Origin of the sequence: Nocardia sp. NPDC056100 (assembly GCF_042266325.1) — a bacterium.
Taxonomy (GTDB): Bacteria; Actinomycetota; Actinomycetes; order Mycobacteriales; family Mycobacteriaceae; genus Nocardia.
The window spans coordinates 109329-122967 of record NZ_JBHJVY010000005.1; the positions used below are offsets into that span (position 1 = coordinate 109329).

Here is a 13639-nt window from a genome sequence, read left to right on the forward strand (position 1 = left end):
TTCAGCCTTTGGCTACCCGGTAGCCCAGCTGCTCGACAGTGGCCTGAATCAATGCGTCGTCGCCCGCCCCGAGAACATTCATCCGCCCGGTGGCGAGTTCGATCCGAACGCCGTCGACCCCGGCGAGTTTCCCCACCGCGGCCTCGACCTTCCCGACGCATCCACCACACGTGATTCCGGAAACCGTGTAGCTGCTGCCGTTCGCGTCGCTGCTCATAGCCGTTCTCCTCGCACGTCACGGGCTTGCCCGTCATGGCGGAACATCCGCCGCGCTGACTATAAACCCCTACCCCCTAGGGGTATCAATATGACCTGGGTCACCCACCTCGAGCTGGTCGGTCGACACGAATCCGCGAAGTTGCCGAGGGGGTAATGGCGACGGCAACAGGTGAGTAGTTCCCGCCGGCACTACCCCCTCGCGACTCTGCGCTGGACTCGATGCGCGCTGCGGGTCAGGGCAGGCGGGCCTGCAGTTCCTGAACGAGACGCGTGGCGACCGGGACCGCGATGTTCCGGCTGTCCGCGGCGCGCAGTAGTGCGCCGCCGATGGCATCCAATTCGAGTGGGTGGCCCGCTTCCGCGTCACGCTGCATCGAGGATTTGGCCTCCGGCGGGAACGCGTTGTAGCGAGCCAGGACCTGGGCCGCGTCGATGGGCGCGTCGTGCGCGCGGGCGACGGCGACCGTCTCCGCCACCAGGGCCGCCAGCTCATCGCCGTGCTCGGCTCGGATCTCGCCGAGCGGGACGGCGTATCGGGTGGTGAGCAGGGCGAACGGGGCAAGGAAGGACATCTTCGCCCAGAGCGCGGCGGCCTCGTTCCCGAGAATCCGCACCGTGGGGCCCGCTTCGGTGAGGGCGTCGGCCAGCGACTTCAGTGCTGACTCGGGAACCGCCTCGCTGGTCAGATCGATCTCCGCGAATGGGCTCGCATGCTCGATCACACCCGGGGCCACTCGGGTCGATTCGACCCGAATTATGCCGGGGGACACCCGATCCGGGCGATAGCGACCGCGCAGCAGCGTCGGATGCTCGACACCGTTCAGCAGCGGAACGAGCAGTCCATCGCCGAGCGCCTCGGCCGGAATGCGATCCAAGGCCGCATCCAACGCCGTGTGTTTCACCGCGATCAGGCAGGCGTCCACCGGCTCGCGCAGCTCGGTATCCGTCTCGACCCGCGCCGTGAAATCTCCGAATTGCGCACTGCGGACCTGAATTCCATTGTTGCGCAGGCTCGCCGCGGTCTCCGGTCCGGCCAGGCAGATCACCCGATTACCGGCCCGCGCGAGCAACGCGGCGAGCAATCCGCCCACACCACCCGGACCCAGAATCGCAACTGTCAGTTCATTGTTCGCCAAGGCGAGTTCCTTTCACCGGTCGGCCCCTCGGAAAGGTGGCCGCCACCACCCGAGTATGGCGGACCGGTCCGATGGTCCGGCCGCCCGGCCCATGACGCCCTCGGAACCCGGTGAAATAGGGTCGACGGGTGACAGGGAACCACGCGCGGGCAAGCCATGGCTAAACCGAATCGCAAACATCGCGCGGCCAAGCAGCGGGCGCAGCAGAGCGATGCCGAATTCTGGGCGGCACTGGGTGTCCCCGAGGATCGGCAACCGACCGCCGCAGAATTCGGTAATGCGATCATGACGGCGGCCATGCAGTCGGCGCAGAGCGGGGCGCAAAGCAAGACCGCGCGCGGCGACGCGGCGATCGCCAAACGCTTCGGCACGCTGTTCGCCGGTGCCGGGCCGCTCGCCGCCGAGGTCGAGCACGGTGCACAACTCGCAGGTCAGCGCATTATCGCCAGGGTATTCGAGAACGGCTGGCTGCCCGGAGACGTCGCAGAAGCGGCGCGACGACGGCTCGATACTTTCGGGATCGGTTTCACCACCGATGCCATGCCTGCTTATATGCGGCCATTCGCGCCCGCGACCATCGATGAAACCTGGCTCATTCAGCTCGGCGAATTGAATGCGGAAGTCTGGTGGACCGATTCTTCGTCATATCTGTCGCAATGGTCGGCCAAACACATGCTGACCCCGGTGGAGGCTCTGACCACGGTCATCGAGGCACTCGCCCTATTGATCTTGCTGCCGAAAATGGAACTCATCCGGCCACTGCCCGGCACCGCACGACCGGTCGCTGACATCCCGCATCATGTCGACGAAAAAGTGCTGGGCCGAGTTCGAGGTCTGCTCGCCAAGGCCGAATCGACCTCATTCCCCGAAGAGGCCGAAGCGCTTTCGGCCAAAGCACAGGAATTGATGACCAAATATGCACTCGACCGCGTGCTGGTCGATGCGGACAGTGCCGTCCCCGATCTCCCGGGAGCCCGCCGCATCTGGCTCGATACACCGTATACAGACGCCAAAGCCCTGCTCATCGACGTGGTGGCCAATGCCAACCGCAGCCGCGCCATCTTCTTCGCGGAATGGGGGTTCGTCACCATCGTCGGCGACGAAGCCGACCTCGACGCCGTCGAACTCCTGTCCACCTCGCTGCTGGTGCAGGCCACTCGCGCCATGATCGCCAGCGGCGACGCCGCCACCGACGAGGCGCGCAGCCGGGTCTACCGCAAAGCCTTCCTCGTCGCCTACGCCACCCGAATCGGCGAACGCCTCGCCGCGGCGACAGCCGCGACGATCGCGGAATCCGTTGCGCCGGAACGCCTCCTGCCCGTTCTGGCCTCGCATCAAATCGTCGTGGACACCGCTTTCGACAACCTGTTCCCGCAAGCCCGTAGTCGCGGCATCGCCATCCGCAGCGCCGAAGGCTGGGATGCGGGCCGCGCCGCCGCAAACCACGCTCGCCTGGATTCTCGACGCCCTCTGGATCGGTAGGGCTCGACCGAACCCCACCATTAGATCGGCAGGGCCCGCCGAACCCAGCCATCCCCTCGGACAGGCAGGGTTGTCGGGGGGAGTCTCGGGGTGCGCATAGGACCTGCGGCCGATGTGCCCGCCACCCCCGCCGTGTGACCCTCGATCCATGACGTCGAAGCTGCGAGCGAGTCGAATCCTGGTGGGCGGCGTAGCCCTGGCATGCGCCCTGGCCGCATGCACCTCAGGCGCGGAACCCGCTGCGCCGCAACCTCTCTCGGACTCCAGTCGAGCCGAGGTGCAACGCGCACTCGATGCCGTAGTGGCCGCGGGCATAGCGGGTGTCCGCATCGTGGTGACCGAGAACGGTCAGGAATGGACCGCGGCCGCCGGTGTCGGAAACGCCGATACCGGCACACCCTTCCCCGCCGACGCCCGTGTCCGAATCGGCAGCAACACAAAAACTTTCGTCGCCACCGTCGTGATGCAACTGGTAGCCGAAGGCAAAGTGGACCTCGACGCCCCCATCGAGCGCTACCTCCCCGGCGTAGTCCAGGGCGACGGCATCGACGGCAATCACATCACCGTCCGAAACCTCATGCAGCACACCAGCGGCCTCCCCGAATACCTCGAAATGCCGCAACTCGACGGCGACTACGAAACCATGCTCACCCAGCACTTCAACCCCGCCGACCTGGTCCACAGCGCCCTCACCACCATGCCCGCCCATTTCCCGCCCGGCGAAAAAGCCGAATACAGCAACACCAACTACCTGATAGTCGGAATGCTCATAGAGAAAATCACTGGCAACTCGTATTCCGACGAGGTCACCCGCCGCGTCATCACCCCCCTGGGCCTGAAATCCACCTACATCCCGGCCCCCGGCGAAGTAGACCTCCGCGACCCCCACCCCCAAGGCTACGAATCTGTAGACGGCCACCGAGCCGACCTGACCCGCCTGGACACCTCCTGGGCCTCCTCCGCCGGAGCCATGGTCTCCACCGGCACCGACCTCAACCGCTTCTTCACCGCCCTCCTCTTCGAAAACCTCCTCAACCCCACCCAACTAACCGAAATGCAGAAAAACCCTAAACCCCTCACCAACCGCCCCGCCGGCATCAACTACGCCCTCGGCCTGGCCAACCTCACCGTCCCCTGCGATAAACAGGTCTGGGGCCACGGTGGCTCCATCCCCGGCTTCAAAACCTCCGACGGCATAACCACCACCGGCCGAGCCGTAACCCTCATGGCCAACCAACGCTCCGACACCCCCACCGCCACCACCGCCCTCCAACAAGCCTTCAACACAGCAATCTGCACCCCCTGACCCCACCCCGCACAACCCTTGCCCCAGACCACGATTCGCCCCCACCTCCCACCCCCTCCCCACCTCTCCGAATCGCCCGGCACCAGCCGATTTGGAGGAACAGGGGGGTCCTGATGTAATCTCATCGAGCACGAAGCGCAGCGGAGTGCAAGCAGTACCACGGGCTGTGGCGCAGCTTGGTAGCGCACTTGACTGGGGGTCAAGTGGTCGCAGGTTCAAATCCTGTCAGCCCGACGTAAGAAATCCCTCTCCGACCTGGTCGGGGAGGGATTTCTCATTTCCCCACCACCCGCAGAGCGGGACCAGAACGGGACCGCAGATGCCGGGAGAGCTTGTCTCCGGCGGCGGCGATCTCCCGATGATCTGGATGCAGATACTTCTCCGTCGTGCGACTGTCGGCATGCCCGGCGATGCGCTGGAGCACATGCAGCGACACCCCGCCGTCCGCCATCCACGTCAGCGCCGTATGACGCAGGCCATGCCGACGCAGCCACTCGAATCCCTGCGCGGCGACCACCTCATCCCAATGGGTCGCATCGCGCAGCACCCCCGTGGCGATCCGGCCGCCGCGCGGTCCCCGAAACAGGCGAGCGTCCTTGTTGTCTCGCCCGACCGCGTCCAATCGCTCGGTCACCAATTGCCGAACTTCTTCGATCAGCGGCACCACGCGCGCACGATTTCCCTTGGTGCCCTTGTCTTCCATGCCGCCGGGGGAGGGCGTGGTCTGGCGTCGTACGGTCCACGTCCACGTGGTCGGATCGATGTCTCGGACCCGGCAGCCCGAGATCTCACCGATCCGCGCCGCGGTGCACGCCGCAAAAATCACCACCTCGCCCCAGCCCCGATACTGGCCAGAAGATCTCTGCACCAACGCATCCGACAGGGTGAGCAGCGCCGTCCAATTCGGAAGTGCCAGCGCCCGAGGATCTTCGAGTTCATCCTCGATCTGCCGGTAGAGCTTCTGCCACCCCTTCACTTCCGCCGGATTGCGATCGATCAAGTTGTCCCGCTTGGCCTGTTCGAGCACCCGTGACAGCGCCGCGAGGGTGTTCTTCACCGTCGACTTGCTCACGCCCTCGCCGATCCAGCCGACCACCGCGCGGTCCACCGCACCATTGCTGAGCATGGCGACGGGAATATGGCCCAGCGTCGGCACCACCCGCTTGGTCCAGCCTGCCTTGTACGGGTCGAGGGTCTTCTTCGCCAGTCCACGCATCGCAAGATCGAGATTGGCCGTACCGTACTGAGCCAGTGACATCGTGGCCGTCTTCGGATCGACCCCATGGGCTGCTTTGGCTCGCAGCGTTTCGAACCAGGCTTCGGCTTCCTCGCGAGTCTCGAAGGGCTGAGTGATCGAGGGCCGCCGTTTCGTGCCCGGCACAGTCCAGCGCACCCGAGCCTTGAACGGCCGTCGCCCGTAATCGTCACGCTCCTCGATGTCACACGAAAGGCGCACGCCTACAGGAAGATTCACCGAATCGGTCATCATGCAGCCTTCCCGGGATCAACCCGCTTCTCGCGCAACCATGCCTCGATATCCTCCGCGGCGTACTTCACCACGCGAGGTGAGACCCGCACATACGCCGGACCATAGGGCGTCTCCGAGGTCCGCCAGCGTCGGACACTCGACGGATCAACCCCCATCAGCGCCGCGAACTCGTTGGTCGTATACCACCGGCCGTCAACCAATCGCCCTGAATCCATGACAACCCCCTAGGCCGCGTCGGCATTGATCGAAATCGGTTGCACATCAGGCGATTCCGCCATCGCCAGCTGAGCATCCAGCAGTTCCTTGCGCCATATCGAACGGCGGTAGATCTCACCCAGGATCAAATGCTCGCGGGGTGGGATGTCGGGGTCGCCGGGTTCGACCAGGCGCACCACCCACCGTTTGGAGTCCTCGGCCTTGGCGATGCCGACCGCGGCGAGCAGTTGCCGAACGAATTCGATCCGATCGGCCTTGTGATCCGGGAGGGTCTTGTTCGACCAGCGGCGCGAGACCAACACCCGGCGACCCCGCAGTCCCAGGGTGTCGCGCCGGTGCGCTTTGCCCTTGCAGCGACCGGGCTGGGTTTTGGCGCTGGCGCCGCGCGGGACGATGCCGTAGCGCAGCCACACTCCGCATTTCTCCGAGCACGGTGTCCGCCGCATCTCCTGGTGCAGTCGCTCATAGTGACGGCGGGTGCGCTCGTTCGGGGCTTCGAGGACTTCGGCGATGGATTTGGTCAGATACTTGGTCAGGTAACCGATCAGCCGGTTCGCGTCCTTGGCGATCACGCCCTTGGCCTTGCCGGGGCGTACCGGTGGGGTCTCGCCGTCGGGGTCGGTCTCGCCGATGGCTTGGCGGTCGATCTGGGCTCCCCAGCGGATCACGTGCGCGGGGGTGGCGTGTTCGTCCTCATCGATGAGCGCGCGGGCGTCATCGAAACTGGGCAGGATGTAGCCGTGCTCGGGGTCCACGAACGTGCCCGCCTCCGGCACCCAGATCGGCATCGCGTCGTCGGTGTACCGCTCATCGTCGAAGTGCGGCCACCACAGGCTGTGATAGCTCGCGGCGCGAACCTGATCGATCAGGGCGTGCGGGTCGGTGCCCCGAACCGCGATATGCGCGTGCGGGGCCGCGCGGCGCTGGGGTTCCACCGCGGCGAAGTACTGCACGTCGCGGCCGGTGGCTCTGCGCCAGTTCTGCATGGTGCGGTCGAACAGGCGGGGGAAGAACATCGCGTCGCGGGCGGCGCGGCGGTAGTTGTAGGTCTCGGGGTTCACTGGCGAGCCGTCCCCGCACACCTTGCCGTTCTTGTCGGTCGCGCCGTCGCGATGGCACGGGCCGTAGGAATCCATGGTGAAGGTGACGAACATCGAGGGCTGGTACTTGTCGGCGTAGACGCGTCCCACGGTCGTCTTGTCCACCTTCAGGCGCGGCAGGTTCGGCACATCCTGCCGCCGCTTGGTCGAACGCGTCGTGCGCGGTTTGGCTTGTGCGTCAATGCCTTTGATCCGGCCGGAGATCCCCGAGGCTTTCAGCTCTCGGTCCAGGTCCGCGATCACCTCCCGGAACCCTTGCGCGGCATCCTCATCGCCGCGCTCGCGGGCGTCCTTGTAGGCACCGAGGCAATCCGCCCGGGCGGTCAGCAGGTCCCGCTGATAGTCGCTGGGCTCGGCGCGGTCACTGACCGGTTCCTCCGGCAGGTGCCAGCCCTCCCGGCATTGGGTGAACCGCAGTGCGCGTGCCTTGGCCGCGCAACTCGGGCAGTCCGATTCGCGTGTCGACTTGCACGCCGCGCCAACGTATTTCGACTCTCCGGTCGACGGGTCGAACGCGCGCATCGGCAGCGGTCGTCTGCATACCCCGAACTTGTCGGCCGACGCTTGGGCGATATCGGCCATGTTCGGTAGCGCGCGTCGTTGGGCGGCCGTCAGCTGATCGGGGGCGGTATCGGTAGGGGTTGCCGGGATCGGGTCGGTGGACATCACGCGGCCTCCCTCGTGGTGTGGCCGGTAACCGCGGCCAGGAGTTGAGCACCGATGTGGTGGGTGTAGGCGGGCGGGATCGCCTGGCAGAGTTCATCGCCGGTCATCCAGTCGATGCCCATGGCCTCGGGGCCGACGTAACGGCCCACGTCGCCGGTGACCGAGATGTGCCAGCCTTCGGCCCAGCGTTGGCGGCGCTGGCGGGTGGCGGTGCGGGTCACGTGCTTGGGGTGCTCCGGCGCGGCCAAGGGTAGGGGGCTCTCGAATCGGCGATGTCGGTAGGTGCGCAGCCCGAACATGCCCCCGCACAGGGTGATCGAGCGGTCCTTGCGCAGCGGGGCGGCCATCACGTTCTCGATCACGTAGGGGCGGCCGAGCGCGTCCAGGGCGTCACGGACCGCCGCGACCAGGTCCGGATAGGACTTGTCGGGGTGCAGGGCGTGCAGTGGGGTGTAGTGCTGGCAGGGCGGGGAGGCGTGTACGGCGTCGAACTGGTGCCCGTGCTCGGTGAGGAACTCCAGGGCGTCGGCGCGATGGAAGGTGAACGGGTAGCGGGGTTGATCGGCGATATCGACCCCGACCACGTCGAAACCCGCACGGTGGTAGCCGGTTCCGGCACCTCCGGCGCAACTGAACAGATCCAGCAGCCGCGGCGGCCGGGAAGACGAGTGGGTGGTGTTCATCAGGCCGCGTCCTTCCCGGTCGTGCGGTGCCGGGGCAAGGTGCGCGGATGCTTGTCGGGTAGCGGGATCGTGTCGGCGAGCGGATCACCGTGGCGGAACACCAGTTCCACCACCGCGGGTCCGGCGTCGATTGGTCGGCATTCTTGCGCGCCGAACGCGTGAGCGAGTCGGACCGCGCGCACGTGGTAGTCCTCGGGGGATTGGCCTTCGAGCATCCGCACCCGCACTCGGTCGATGTGCTCACCGATCTGCACCGACCGCAGATGCGGAACGTACAGCGCGTCGGCATCGCCATCGGTGAGCTTGCACGCGGTCAACCGGCGCGCCCAACGGCGGCGATAGCGGAACCAGCGCAGGAACCGCACCCGCGCTCGACCGGTCACGCAGCGCCGGAATGAGCTGGGCCACTGAGCTTTCCACGCACCAAGCAGGCACAGACTGACCGCGGCCACTATCACGCTCACCGATGTGCCGAACCGCACGGAGGCGGCGATAGCCAGGGCGATCGGCCCCGAGATCATCGGGAAGAGCAACGCCCACCACAGGACTACGAACACCGCCCGGACAACCCAGCCCAGCAGATAGCCGAGAGCGGTCAGGAGGGCATCGACAGGATCGCTGTCGGCCGAGGCACGCGCGTGGCGGGCGGTCGGGGCGCTCATGACAGCACCTCCACTTCGCGGTCCCAGCAGCGGTCGCAGCGCCGGACCCGCTTGGCGTGCTCGCGTCCGTCGACCTTTGTTGTGATCGTCCGCCAGTCCAGCCAGGCGTGACCCCGTTCGGAGCAATCGACCCGACCCTGGCAGTTGTCGCAGGTCAGGAGGTCGCCGTCGATCTCCCAGCCGTAGGCGGGAACACCGCTCTCGGGGTCCGAGGCGGCCTCGACGGAGGCGAACACCAGCCCGCCGGTATCGCCCTCGCATTGGTCGCCGCAGTCGCTGCAATAGGCCGCGATCACGGTCTCGGTGACGAATCCCTTTTTCATGCTCGGCGGTCCTGTTCGGTCGGAAGGGACAGTTCGGCGTAGACCCGCACATCTAGACCGGTGCGGTTCGGGTACGGCCTGTCGTCCACTTCGATGCGGAATGCGTTGGAGGCCACCAGATCCGCGAGCACGGTGGTGATGTCCCCGAGTCGCCCGGAAAGGCGCAGTCGCACAGTGCGATCGGCCGCGGGCGGCGTGTCGCTGTTCTGGGAGGTAGTCATTTCCTGATCTCCAGTTCATCGAGGTCGACAAGGGCGTAGACGTGTACTCCGCCGTCATCGATATCGGGATAGGTGCTCGGATCGACGGTCACGCTGTAGGCGTTGGACCCGATCAGGTCCGTAAGAATCTGCGTGATGCCGTCAAGCTCACCGGTCAGCCGCACTCGCACCGGGCTCATGCCGCCACCGCCGGAGGTTCCAGACCCTCGTCGCCGAGATCATCAGGGTCGAAACCGCTGTAATCCTCTGTCGGGCCGGTGATCTCGGGCGCAGGGGAGTACGCCTCGACGATCGCGTCGGCATCGGTGTCGCTGACCCAGAACGCGCGAACCCGCACGAATTCGGAGGAGCCGTCCTCGCCGACGTAGCCGACTCCCGGTGTCTGGTCGGAGATCTCATGGCAGCGCGCACCGCGATCTTTCGCGCCTTGGCCGTGGACCATGGCGTTCTGGGTCGGCTCATCCAGGCGGAGCCCGATCCGGACCGGGAACAGCTGCCGGTTCGGCATGGTCTCCTTGGACGGGTCCTGCAAGGCGGCGAACACCGATACGGCAGCGGCGCGGCCCTTGGACAGCAGGAGACCGGTCAGGCGACGGAACTCCTCCTGCTGGTTCCGGTCCGCGTAGGACGACAGCGCGGCAGCCTCATCGATCGGAATCCAGATCAGCGGCTCATCCACGGTCGGCACATGCTTGCGCACACCGGCCGCGCGCATATTGGCGAGGCGTTCGTCCATCAGCTCGACAGCTTCGTTCAGCATCGCCAGAATCGTGTCCACCGTGGTGGCGAAGCGGACGAACAAGCGGCCCTCACCGCGGCCGAACTCCGCGCCACCCTTGGGATCCGCGAGCCACACATCCACCAGGCCCGACTTGATCGCGGGGCCGAGCGCATTCAGGACCGACCACAGCACCGAGCCCTTACCCGAACCGGTGGCACCGGCCAGCAGAGTGTGCGAATACAGGATGCGAAGCAGCCAGGGCTCGCCGTCCTCACGGACACCGATATGGGCCGCCTCCAAGTCCACGCCGTTGTGAACCGCCACCGGCGACACTGCCGGGACAGCGAGGGTGTCATTGACCCTCACTTGGAGACGAACCCAACTCGGAGCAGGCGACGACACGGTCACCTGCTGCACCCCCAGATAGGTAGCCAGTTGAGCGCGGACGTCCTCGCTGTTCCAGTCCTGGAACTTCTGCCCGCCCAGCATCAGCACATCCACGTGCAGGCCGTGACGGTCGTAATCCCACACCGCGATATGCGGGAACCCGGTCTCGACGGAGCCGAGCTTGAGGGTGGCCAACATGAGGTCGGTCTGCTCGGGGTCCGCGAGCACGAACACCGCAGGACGCAAAACGGCCGGCGCCGCTGAGGTGATCTCCTCCGGGGTCGGCTCACGCGGAGGGAGCGGGCGGTGCCAGGGACCGGGGGTGATCCACGCCCAGAAGGCAAGGGCACCGGAGGCGGGGACGGCGACGGAGACGATGGACGAGACGAGCATGGGAACCCCCAAGGGACGAACGAGCAATCAGGATTAGGAGCGCGCGGCGACCGGAAGAACCGGCAGCACCGGCGCGACAGCGACCGGAAGCGGACGCGGTGGCGGAGCGACCGCCACAGACACCGCCACCATCGGCGGGTCAGGCAGCGGGTCGAGTTGGCGAGGTTCGGCCAGCACCGAGCCCGGATCGGCGACCGGTACCGGCACCGCAACGGACTCGGACACCGGATCAGTCGAGGACAGCGGAACCTGTTGTCCCGCACGAAGAATCAGGATCAGGCCATGGACATCAACCAGTAGCGCGATCGGAGCCACCGCGGCGACCATGGCGCACGCCCACACCGGTAGACGGTCGGTGCCGACGATCGCGTGCACCGCGTTGCCGACGATGCTGACCACGGTGCCGATACCCAGCACCCAGGAGAACCATTGGCGCACTTGAGGATCGGTTGCCGCGAGTGCCATCACGGCGGCGATGGCGGTAGTGATGTCGATGATCACCGGGAACAGCCAGGCATCACCCGGGCGGATGCCAGCGAGCACCGCCAGTTCCCGCAAGGTGACGAAGGAGAGCCGGAAGGCCGCCAACCCCACCGAGAGGATGGCGGCCACGGCCAGCCCACGCACCGCGAGCATGACCGTGACCTTGTTCCACATCACGCAACCGCCTTCCCATCGGTCACAGGCCGACCGGTGGCCGCTACCTGCTCCAGACGGCGACGCGCCTGCCACTGATCCGACTGGTGCGCGGGCATCTTCACCGAGGCAATCACGCCATCGGTGAAGCCCTCCCGCAGCGCCCAGGCCGCACAGCGCGCCAACACCGGGCACACCTCGCACACCTGTTGCGCCTCACGGACTCCGGACTCGGACAGCGGGAAGAAGAACTCGGTGTCCATGCCCGCGCACTCCCGCAACGGGGAGTGGTGCGGGTCGGACATGTCGCGGGTGAAGGTCTTCCGGCGAGGAAATGTGTTGCGGGCCACGGCTACTGCTCTCCTCGCGGGTCGAACAGTTCCATCTGACCTTCGCACCGCCAGGTCTTCGGAATGTCCCAGCTGATCTTCTTGCTTTCGCGGCCGCGCTTGGGCTTCACGCCCTGATCAGCCGCGATGTCCTGCCCCTTGCGGGTCTTGCGGGCCCGCGCCCGCTGCTCGGAAGTGGTCACGACTCCGCCGTCCAGTAGTCATCGGCCGAGTGCTGTCGGTGATCGGCAGCGTCCTCGACCGCATCCATGGCGTAGTAATCGGCGGAAAACTCCACGCACCCCGAGCATCCATCCGGGTAGTACCCGCATGCGCTCCGCTCGTGTGGCTTGCAGTAGGGCTCGCCGTAGGGCGCGGCGTAGACCTCGATCTTCTCGAGGTCCGAGACACGCTCAGCGGGAACGAATTCGGTTGCGGTGAGCCACAATCCGGAGCCGGAGGTGATGGCTTGGGCGAGTGCACCGTCCTGGAGCGCGTCGCGCAGCTTCTCGAACAGCTCCTCCGCGATCGGCAGGGACATGTAGAGCCCGCCGGAGCCGACCGTGACGACGATCTTCTCGACGCCGTCGGAGTATCGGACCTCGATCTCCTCGTCACGGAAGGAGTTGATCGAGGAAACCGACATGAAGACCTCGCTCATCACGCCACCGCCTTGCCATTGGACGGCCGCGACGCCGGAACATCCACCGGCGCGACCTTGCTGCCCGAGGTATCGCCGACGATGCCCGTGGCGCGAACCTTCCAGCCGATCGACTTGAACTCCCCGCTACCAGCGATCTTCGGCTTGACCTGCATGCCCTCCAGCACCACCGGCGTGAAGCCGGGGCTCACCGGAGCGGTCGAGGGAACCGGCTGCACATCGGCGATGAACAGCACGTCGAACGTCGCGTTCTTCTCGCCGATCCCGGTCGGGTCAGCCACCGTGCCCTTCCACAGCCGCTTGCCCGTGCCGTTGCCGTTGTCGTCCAGGTCCACCCGCTGACGCTTGGGCGCGTTGCGGTTCTGGCTGAACTCCGTCATCGGCTCGATCGAACCGATGAGCATGAAGCTCGATTCGGCGGTCGGCACGTCGAACCACATGTCTTTGAGGGCCATTTTCGAACTCCTTCATCAAGAGGTGATATATACCACCCTATGGCACCATAGGGTGGTAGTCAATAGTTGTTACCGATCTGCGCTATGCCGCCATAGAGCAAGACCGTTTAGGCTGGCTGGTATGAGTGCCACGAACAGCGCCAGGGCTCCGTATCAGCAAGTCGTGGACGACTACCGAACCAAGATCGAAACTGGGCAGTTGAAGGCTGGGGATCGCATCCCGTCGCAACGGGCGATCGCGGACGAGTACGGAATCGCTCCGATGACCGCGGCCAAAGCGGTCAAGGCACTCTGTGATGAGGGCTGGACGAAGTCGGTTCCATCACTCGGTGTGTTTGTTGCCGACTCCATCCCCGCCGCCGCATCGAACCACTCGCTTCAGGAAGAAGTCAGCGAGCTGCGGTCGATGGTTACTGACCTGGCGAGGCGAGTCGAGCAGATTGAATCTGCCGCTGCGGCTGACTAACGGCCGCGGAATCCTCGTTATGTGCGCTCTTGGTCCTACGTCCTGTCGTAGCTCTCAATCTAATCTCCTTGTGTCCGTGTGCCTTGGA

At 65.9% G+C, this 13639-nt stretch carries 19 protein-coding genes and 1 tRNA gene; 4 read left to right on the top strand and 16 right to left on the bottom strand.

Annotation, left to right across the window (positions count from 1 at the left end):
• Position 1: 1 nt before the first annotated feature.
• Together ACFC0O_RS37180 and ACFC0O_RS37185 are read right to left on the bottom strand one after the other, a co-directional pair.
• Positions 2 to 217 (bottom strand): heavy metal-associated domain-containing protein, encoded by a 216-nt coding sequence (locus ACFC0O_RS37180; RefSeq protein WP_364633053.1) that lies wholly within the window; start codon positions 215 to 217, stop codon positions 2 to 4.
• 235 nt (positions 218 to 452) lie between these two features.
• On the bottom strand, positions 453 to 1355 hold the full coding sequence (locus tag ACFC0O_RS37185) for a ketopantoate reductase family protein (protein ID WP_375966648.1): 903 nt from the start codon (positions 1353 to 1355) through the stop codon (positions 453 to 455).
• Between the two features lie 156 nt (positions 1356 to 1511).
• Between ACFC0O_RS37185 and ACFC0O_RS37190 the strand changes: the two genes are divergently transcribed.
• From ACFC0O_RS37190 to ACFC0O_RS37200, 3 genes are all read left to right on the top strand, one after another.
• On the top strand, positions 1512 to 2837 hold the full coding sequence (locus ACFC0O_RS37190; RefSeq protein ID WP_375966650.1) for a DUF2786 domain-containing protein: 1326 nt from the start codon (positions 1512 to 1514) through the stop codon (positions 2835 to 2837).
• A 148-nt stretch (positions 2838 to 2985) separates the two neighbouring features.
• Positions 2986 to 4143 carry a serine hydrolase domain-containing protein gene (locus ACFC0O_RS37195; protein WP_375966652.1) on the top strand — a complete coding sequence of 386 codons (1158 nt, stop codon included), beginning with the start codon at positions 2986 to 2988 and terminating at the stop codon, positions 4141 to 4143.
• Between the two features lie 160 nt (positions 4144 to 4303).
• A tRNA-Pro gene (locus tag ACFC0O_RS37200) sits at positions 4304 to 4377 on the top strand.
• Positions 4378 to 4417: 40 nt separating this feature from the next.
• On the opposite strand, the gene ACFC0O_RS37205 is transcribed toward ACFC0O_RS37200, so the two are convergent.
• From ACFC0O_RS37205 to ACFC0O_RS37270, 14 genes are read right to left on the bottom strand one after another with little or no spacing between them, the layout of a single operon-like run.
• A complete protein-coding gene (locus ACFC0O_RS37205; RefSeq protein ID WP_375966653.1) occupies positions 4418 to 5629 on the bottom strand; it encodes a tyrosine-type recombinase/integrase in 1212 nt (403 codons plus the stop codon).
• Positions 5629 to 5847: a helix-turn-helix transcriptional regulator gene (locus tag ACFC0O_RS37210; protein ID WP_375966655.1), complete on the bottom strand. Its 219-nt coding sequence runs from the start codon at positions 5845 to 5847 to the stop codon at positions 5629 to 5631. Before ACFC0O_RS37210 ends, ACFC0O_RS37205 begins: the two co-directional genes overlap by 1 nt.
• A 9-nt stretch (positions 5848 to 5856) precedes the next feature.
• Complete coding sequence (locus ACFC0O_RS37215; RefSeq protein WP_375966657.1) at positions 5857 to 7614, bottom strand: replication initiator; 1758 nt, start codon at positions 7612 to 7614, stop codon at positions 5857 to 5859.
• Positions 7614 to 8297 carry a DNA methylase gene (locus tag ACFC0O_RS37220; RefSeq protein WP_375966659.1) on the bottom strand — a complete coding sequence of 228 codons (684 nt, stop codon included), beginning with the start codon at positions 8295 to 8297 and terminating at the stop codon, positions 7614 to 7616. Before ACFC0O_RS37220 ends, ACFC0O_RS37215 begins: the two co-directional genes overlap by 1 nt.
• A complete protein-coding gene (locus ACFC0O_RS37225; RefSeq protein ID WP_375966660.1) occupies positions 8297 to 8959 on the bottom strand; it encodes a hypothetical protein in 663 nt (220 codons plus the stop codon). Before ACFC0O_RS37225 ends, ACFC0O_RS37220 begins: the two co-directional genes overlap by 1 nt.
• A complete protein-coding gene (locus tag ACFC0O_RS37230) occupies positions 8956 to 9282 on the bottom strand; it encodes a hypothetical protein (protein ID WP_375966661.1) in 327 nt (108 codons plus the stop codon). The genes ACFC0O_RS37225 and ACFC0O_RS37230 overlap by 4 nt, the downstream gene beginning before the upstream one ends.
• Positions 9279 to 9503: a hypothetical protein gene (locus ACFC0O_RS37235; RefSeq protein ID WP_375966662.1), complete on the bottom strand. Its 225-nt coding sequence runs from the start codon at positions 9501 to 9503 to the stop codon at positions 9279 to 9281. Before ACFC0O_RS37235 ends, ACFC0O_RS37230 begins: the two co-directional genes overlap by 4 nt.
• Positions 9500 to 9682, bottom strand: a complete 183-nt coding sequence (locus ACFC0O_RS37240; RefSeq protein ID WP_375966664.1) for a hypothetical protein — start codon at positions 9680 to 9682, stop codon at positions 9500 to 9502. Before ACFC0O_RS37240 ends, ACFC0O_RS37235 begins: the two co-directional genes overlap by 4 nt.
• Entirely contained in the window at positions 9679 to 11004 is a 1326-nt protein-coding gene (locus ACFC0O_RS37245; RefSeq protein WP_375966665.1) for an FtsK/SpoIIIE domain-containing protein, read from the bottom strand. The genes ACFC0O_RS37240 and ACFC0O_RS37245 overlap by 4 nt, the downstream gene beginning before the upstream one ends.
• A 33-nt stretch (positions 11005 to 11037) precedes the next feature.
• Positions 11038 to 11661, bottom strand: a complete 624-nt coding sequence (locus ACFC0O_RS37250; RefSeq protein WP_375967138.1) for a DUF2637 domain-containing protein — start codon at positions 11659 to 11661, stop codon at positions 11038 to 11040.
• Entirely contained in the window at positions 11661 to 11990 is a 330-nt protein-coding gene (locus ACFC0O_RS37255) for a WhiB family transcriptional regulator (RefSeq protein WP_375966666.1), read from the bottom strand. The genes ACFC0O_RS37250 and ACFC0O_RS37255 overlap by 1 nt, the downstream gene beginning before the upstream one ends.
• A 2-nt stretch (positions 11991 to 11992) precedes the next feature.
• Entirely contained in the window at positions 11993 to 12172 is a 180-nt protein-coding gene (locus ACFC0O_RS37260) for a hypothetical protein (protein WP_375966667.1), read from the bottom strand.
• On the bottom strand, positions 12169 to 12630 hold the full coding sequence (locus ACFC0O_RS37265; RefSeq protein ID WP_375966668.1) for a hypothetical protein: 462 nt from the start codon (positions 12628 to 12630) through the stop codon (positions 12169 to 12171). The genes ACFC0O_RS37260 and ACFC0O_RS37265 overlap by 4 nt, the downstream gene beginning before the upstream one ends.
• A complete protein-coding gene (locus tag ACFC0O_RS37270) occupies positions 12630 to 13085 on the bottom strand; it encodes a hypothetical protein (RefSeq protein WP_375966670.1) in 456 nt (151 codons plus the stop codon). The genes ACFC0O_RS37265 and ACFC0O_RS37270 overlap by 1 nt, the downstream gene beginning before the upstream one ends.
• 121 nt (positions 13086 to 13206) lie before the next feature.
• Between ACFC0O_RS37270 and ACFC0O_RS37275 the strand changes: the two genes are divergently transcribed.
• On the top strand, positions 13207 to 13551 hold the full coding sequence (locus ACFC0O_RS37275) for a GntR family transcriptional regulator (RefSeq protein WP_375966671.1): 345 nt from the start codon (positions 13207 to 13209) through the stop codon (positions 13549 to 13551).
• The last annotated feature ends 88 nt before the right edge of the window (positions 13552 to 13639 follow it).

Coding starts and splice junctions, on each gene's coding strand:
- ACFC0O_RS37180 (WP_364633053.1), bottom strand. CDS start 217: ATGAGCAGCGACGCGAACGGCAGCAGCTACACGGTTTCCGGAATCACG.
- ACFC0O_RS37190 (WP_375966650.1), top strand. CDS start 1,512: ATGGCTAAACCGAATCGCAAACATCGCGCGGCCAAGCAGCGGGCGCAG.
- ACFC0O_RS37195 (WP_375966652.1), top strand. CDS start 2,986: ATGACGTCGAAGCTGCGAGCGAGTCGAATCCTGGTGGGCGGCGTAGCC.
- ACFC0O_RS37205 (WP_375966653.1), bottom strand. CDS start 5,629: ATGACCGATTCGGTGAATCTTCCTGTAGGCGTGCGCCTTTCGTGTGAC.
- ACFC0O_RS37210 (WP_375966655.1), bottom strand. CDS start 5,847: ATGGATTCAGGGCGATTGGTTGACGGCCGGTGGTATACGACCAACGAG.
- ACFC0O_RS37215 (WP_375966657.1), bottom strand. CDS start 7,614: ATGTCCACCGACCCGATCCCGGCAACCCCTACCGATACCGCCCCCGAT.
- ACFC0O_RS37220 (WP_375966659.1), bottom strand. CDS start 8,297: ATGAACACCACCCACTCGTCTTCCCGGCCGCCGCGGCTGCTGGATCTG.
- ACFC0O_RS37225 (WP_375966660.1), bottom strand. CDS start 8,959: ATGAGCGCCCCGACCGCCCGCCACGCGCGTGCCTCGGCCGACAGCGAT.
- ACFC0O_RS37230 (WP_375966661.1), bottom strand. CDS start 9,282: ATGAAAAAGGGATTCGTCACCGAGACCGTGATCGCGGCCTATTGCAGC.
- ACFC0O_RS37235 (WP_375966662.1), bottom strand. CDS start 9,503: ATGACTACCTCCCAGAACAGCGACACGCCGCCCGCGGCCGATCGCACT.
- ACFC0O_RS37240 (WP_375966664.1), bottom strand. CDS start 9,682: ATGAGCCCGGTGCGAGTGCGGCTGACCGGTGAGCTTGACGGCATCACG.
- ACFC0O_RS37245 (WP_375966665.1), bottom strand. CDS start 11,004: ATGCTCGTCTCGTCCATCGTCTCCGTCGCCGTCCCCGCCTCCGGTGCC.
- ACFC0O_RS37250 (WP_375967138.1), bottom strand. CDS start 11,661: ATGTGGAACAAGGTCACGGTCATGCTCGCGGTGCGTGGGCTGGCCGTG.
- ACFC0O_RS37265 (WP_375966668.1), bottom strand. CDS start 12,630: ATGAGCGAGGTCTTCATGTCGGTTTCCTCGATCAACTCCTTCCGTGAC.
- ACFC0O_RS37270 (WP_375966670.1), bottom strand. CDS start 13,085: ATGGCCCTCAAAGACATGTGGTTCGACGTGCCGACCGCCGAATCGAGC.
- ACFC0O_RS37275 (WP_375966671.1), top strand. CDS start 13,207: ATGAGTGCCACGAACAGCGCCAGGGCTCCGTATCAGCAAGTCGTGGAC.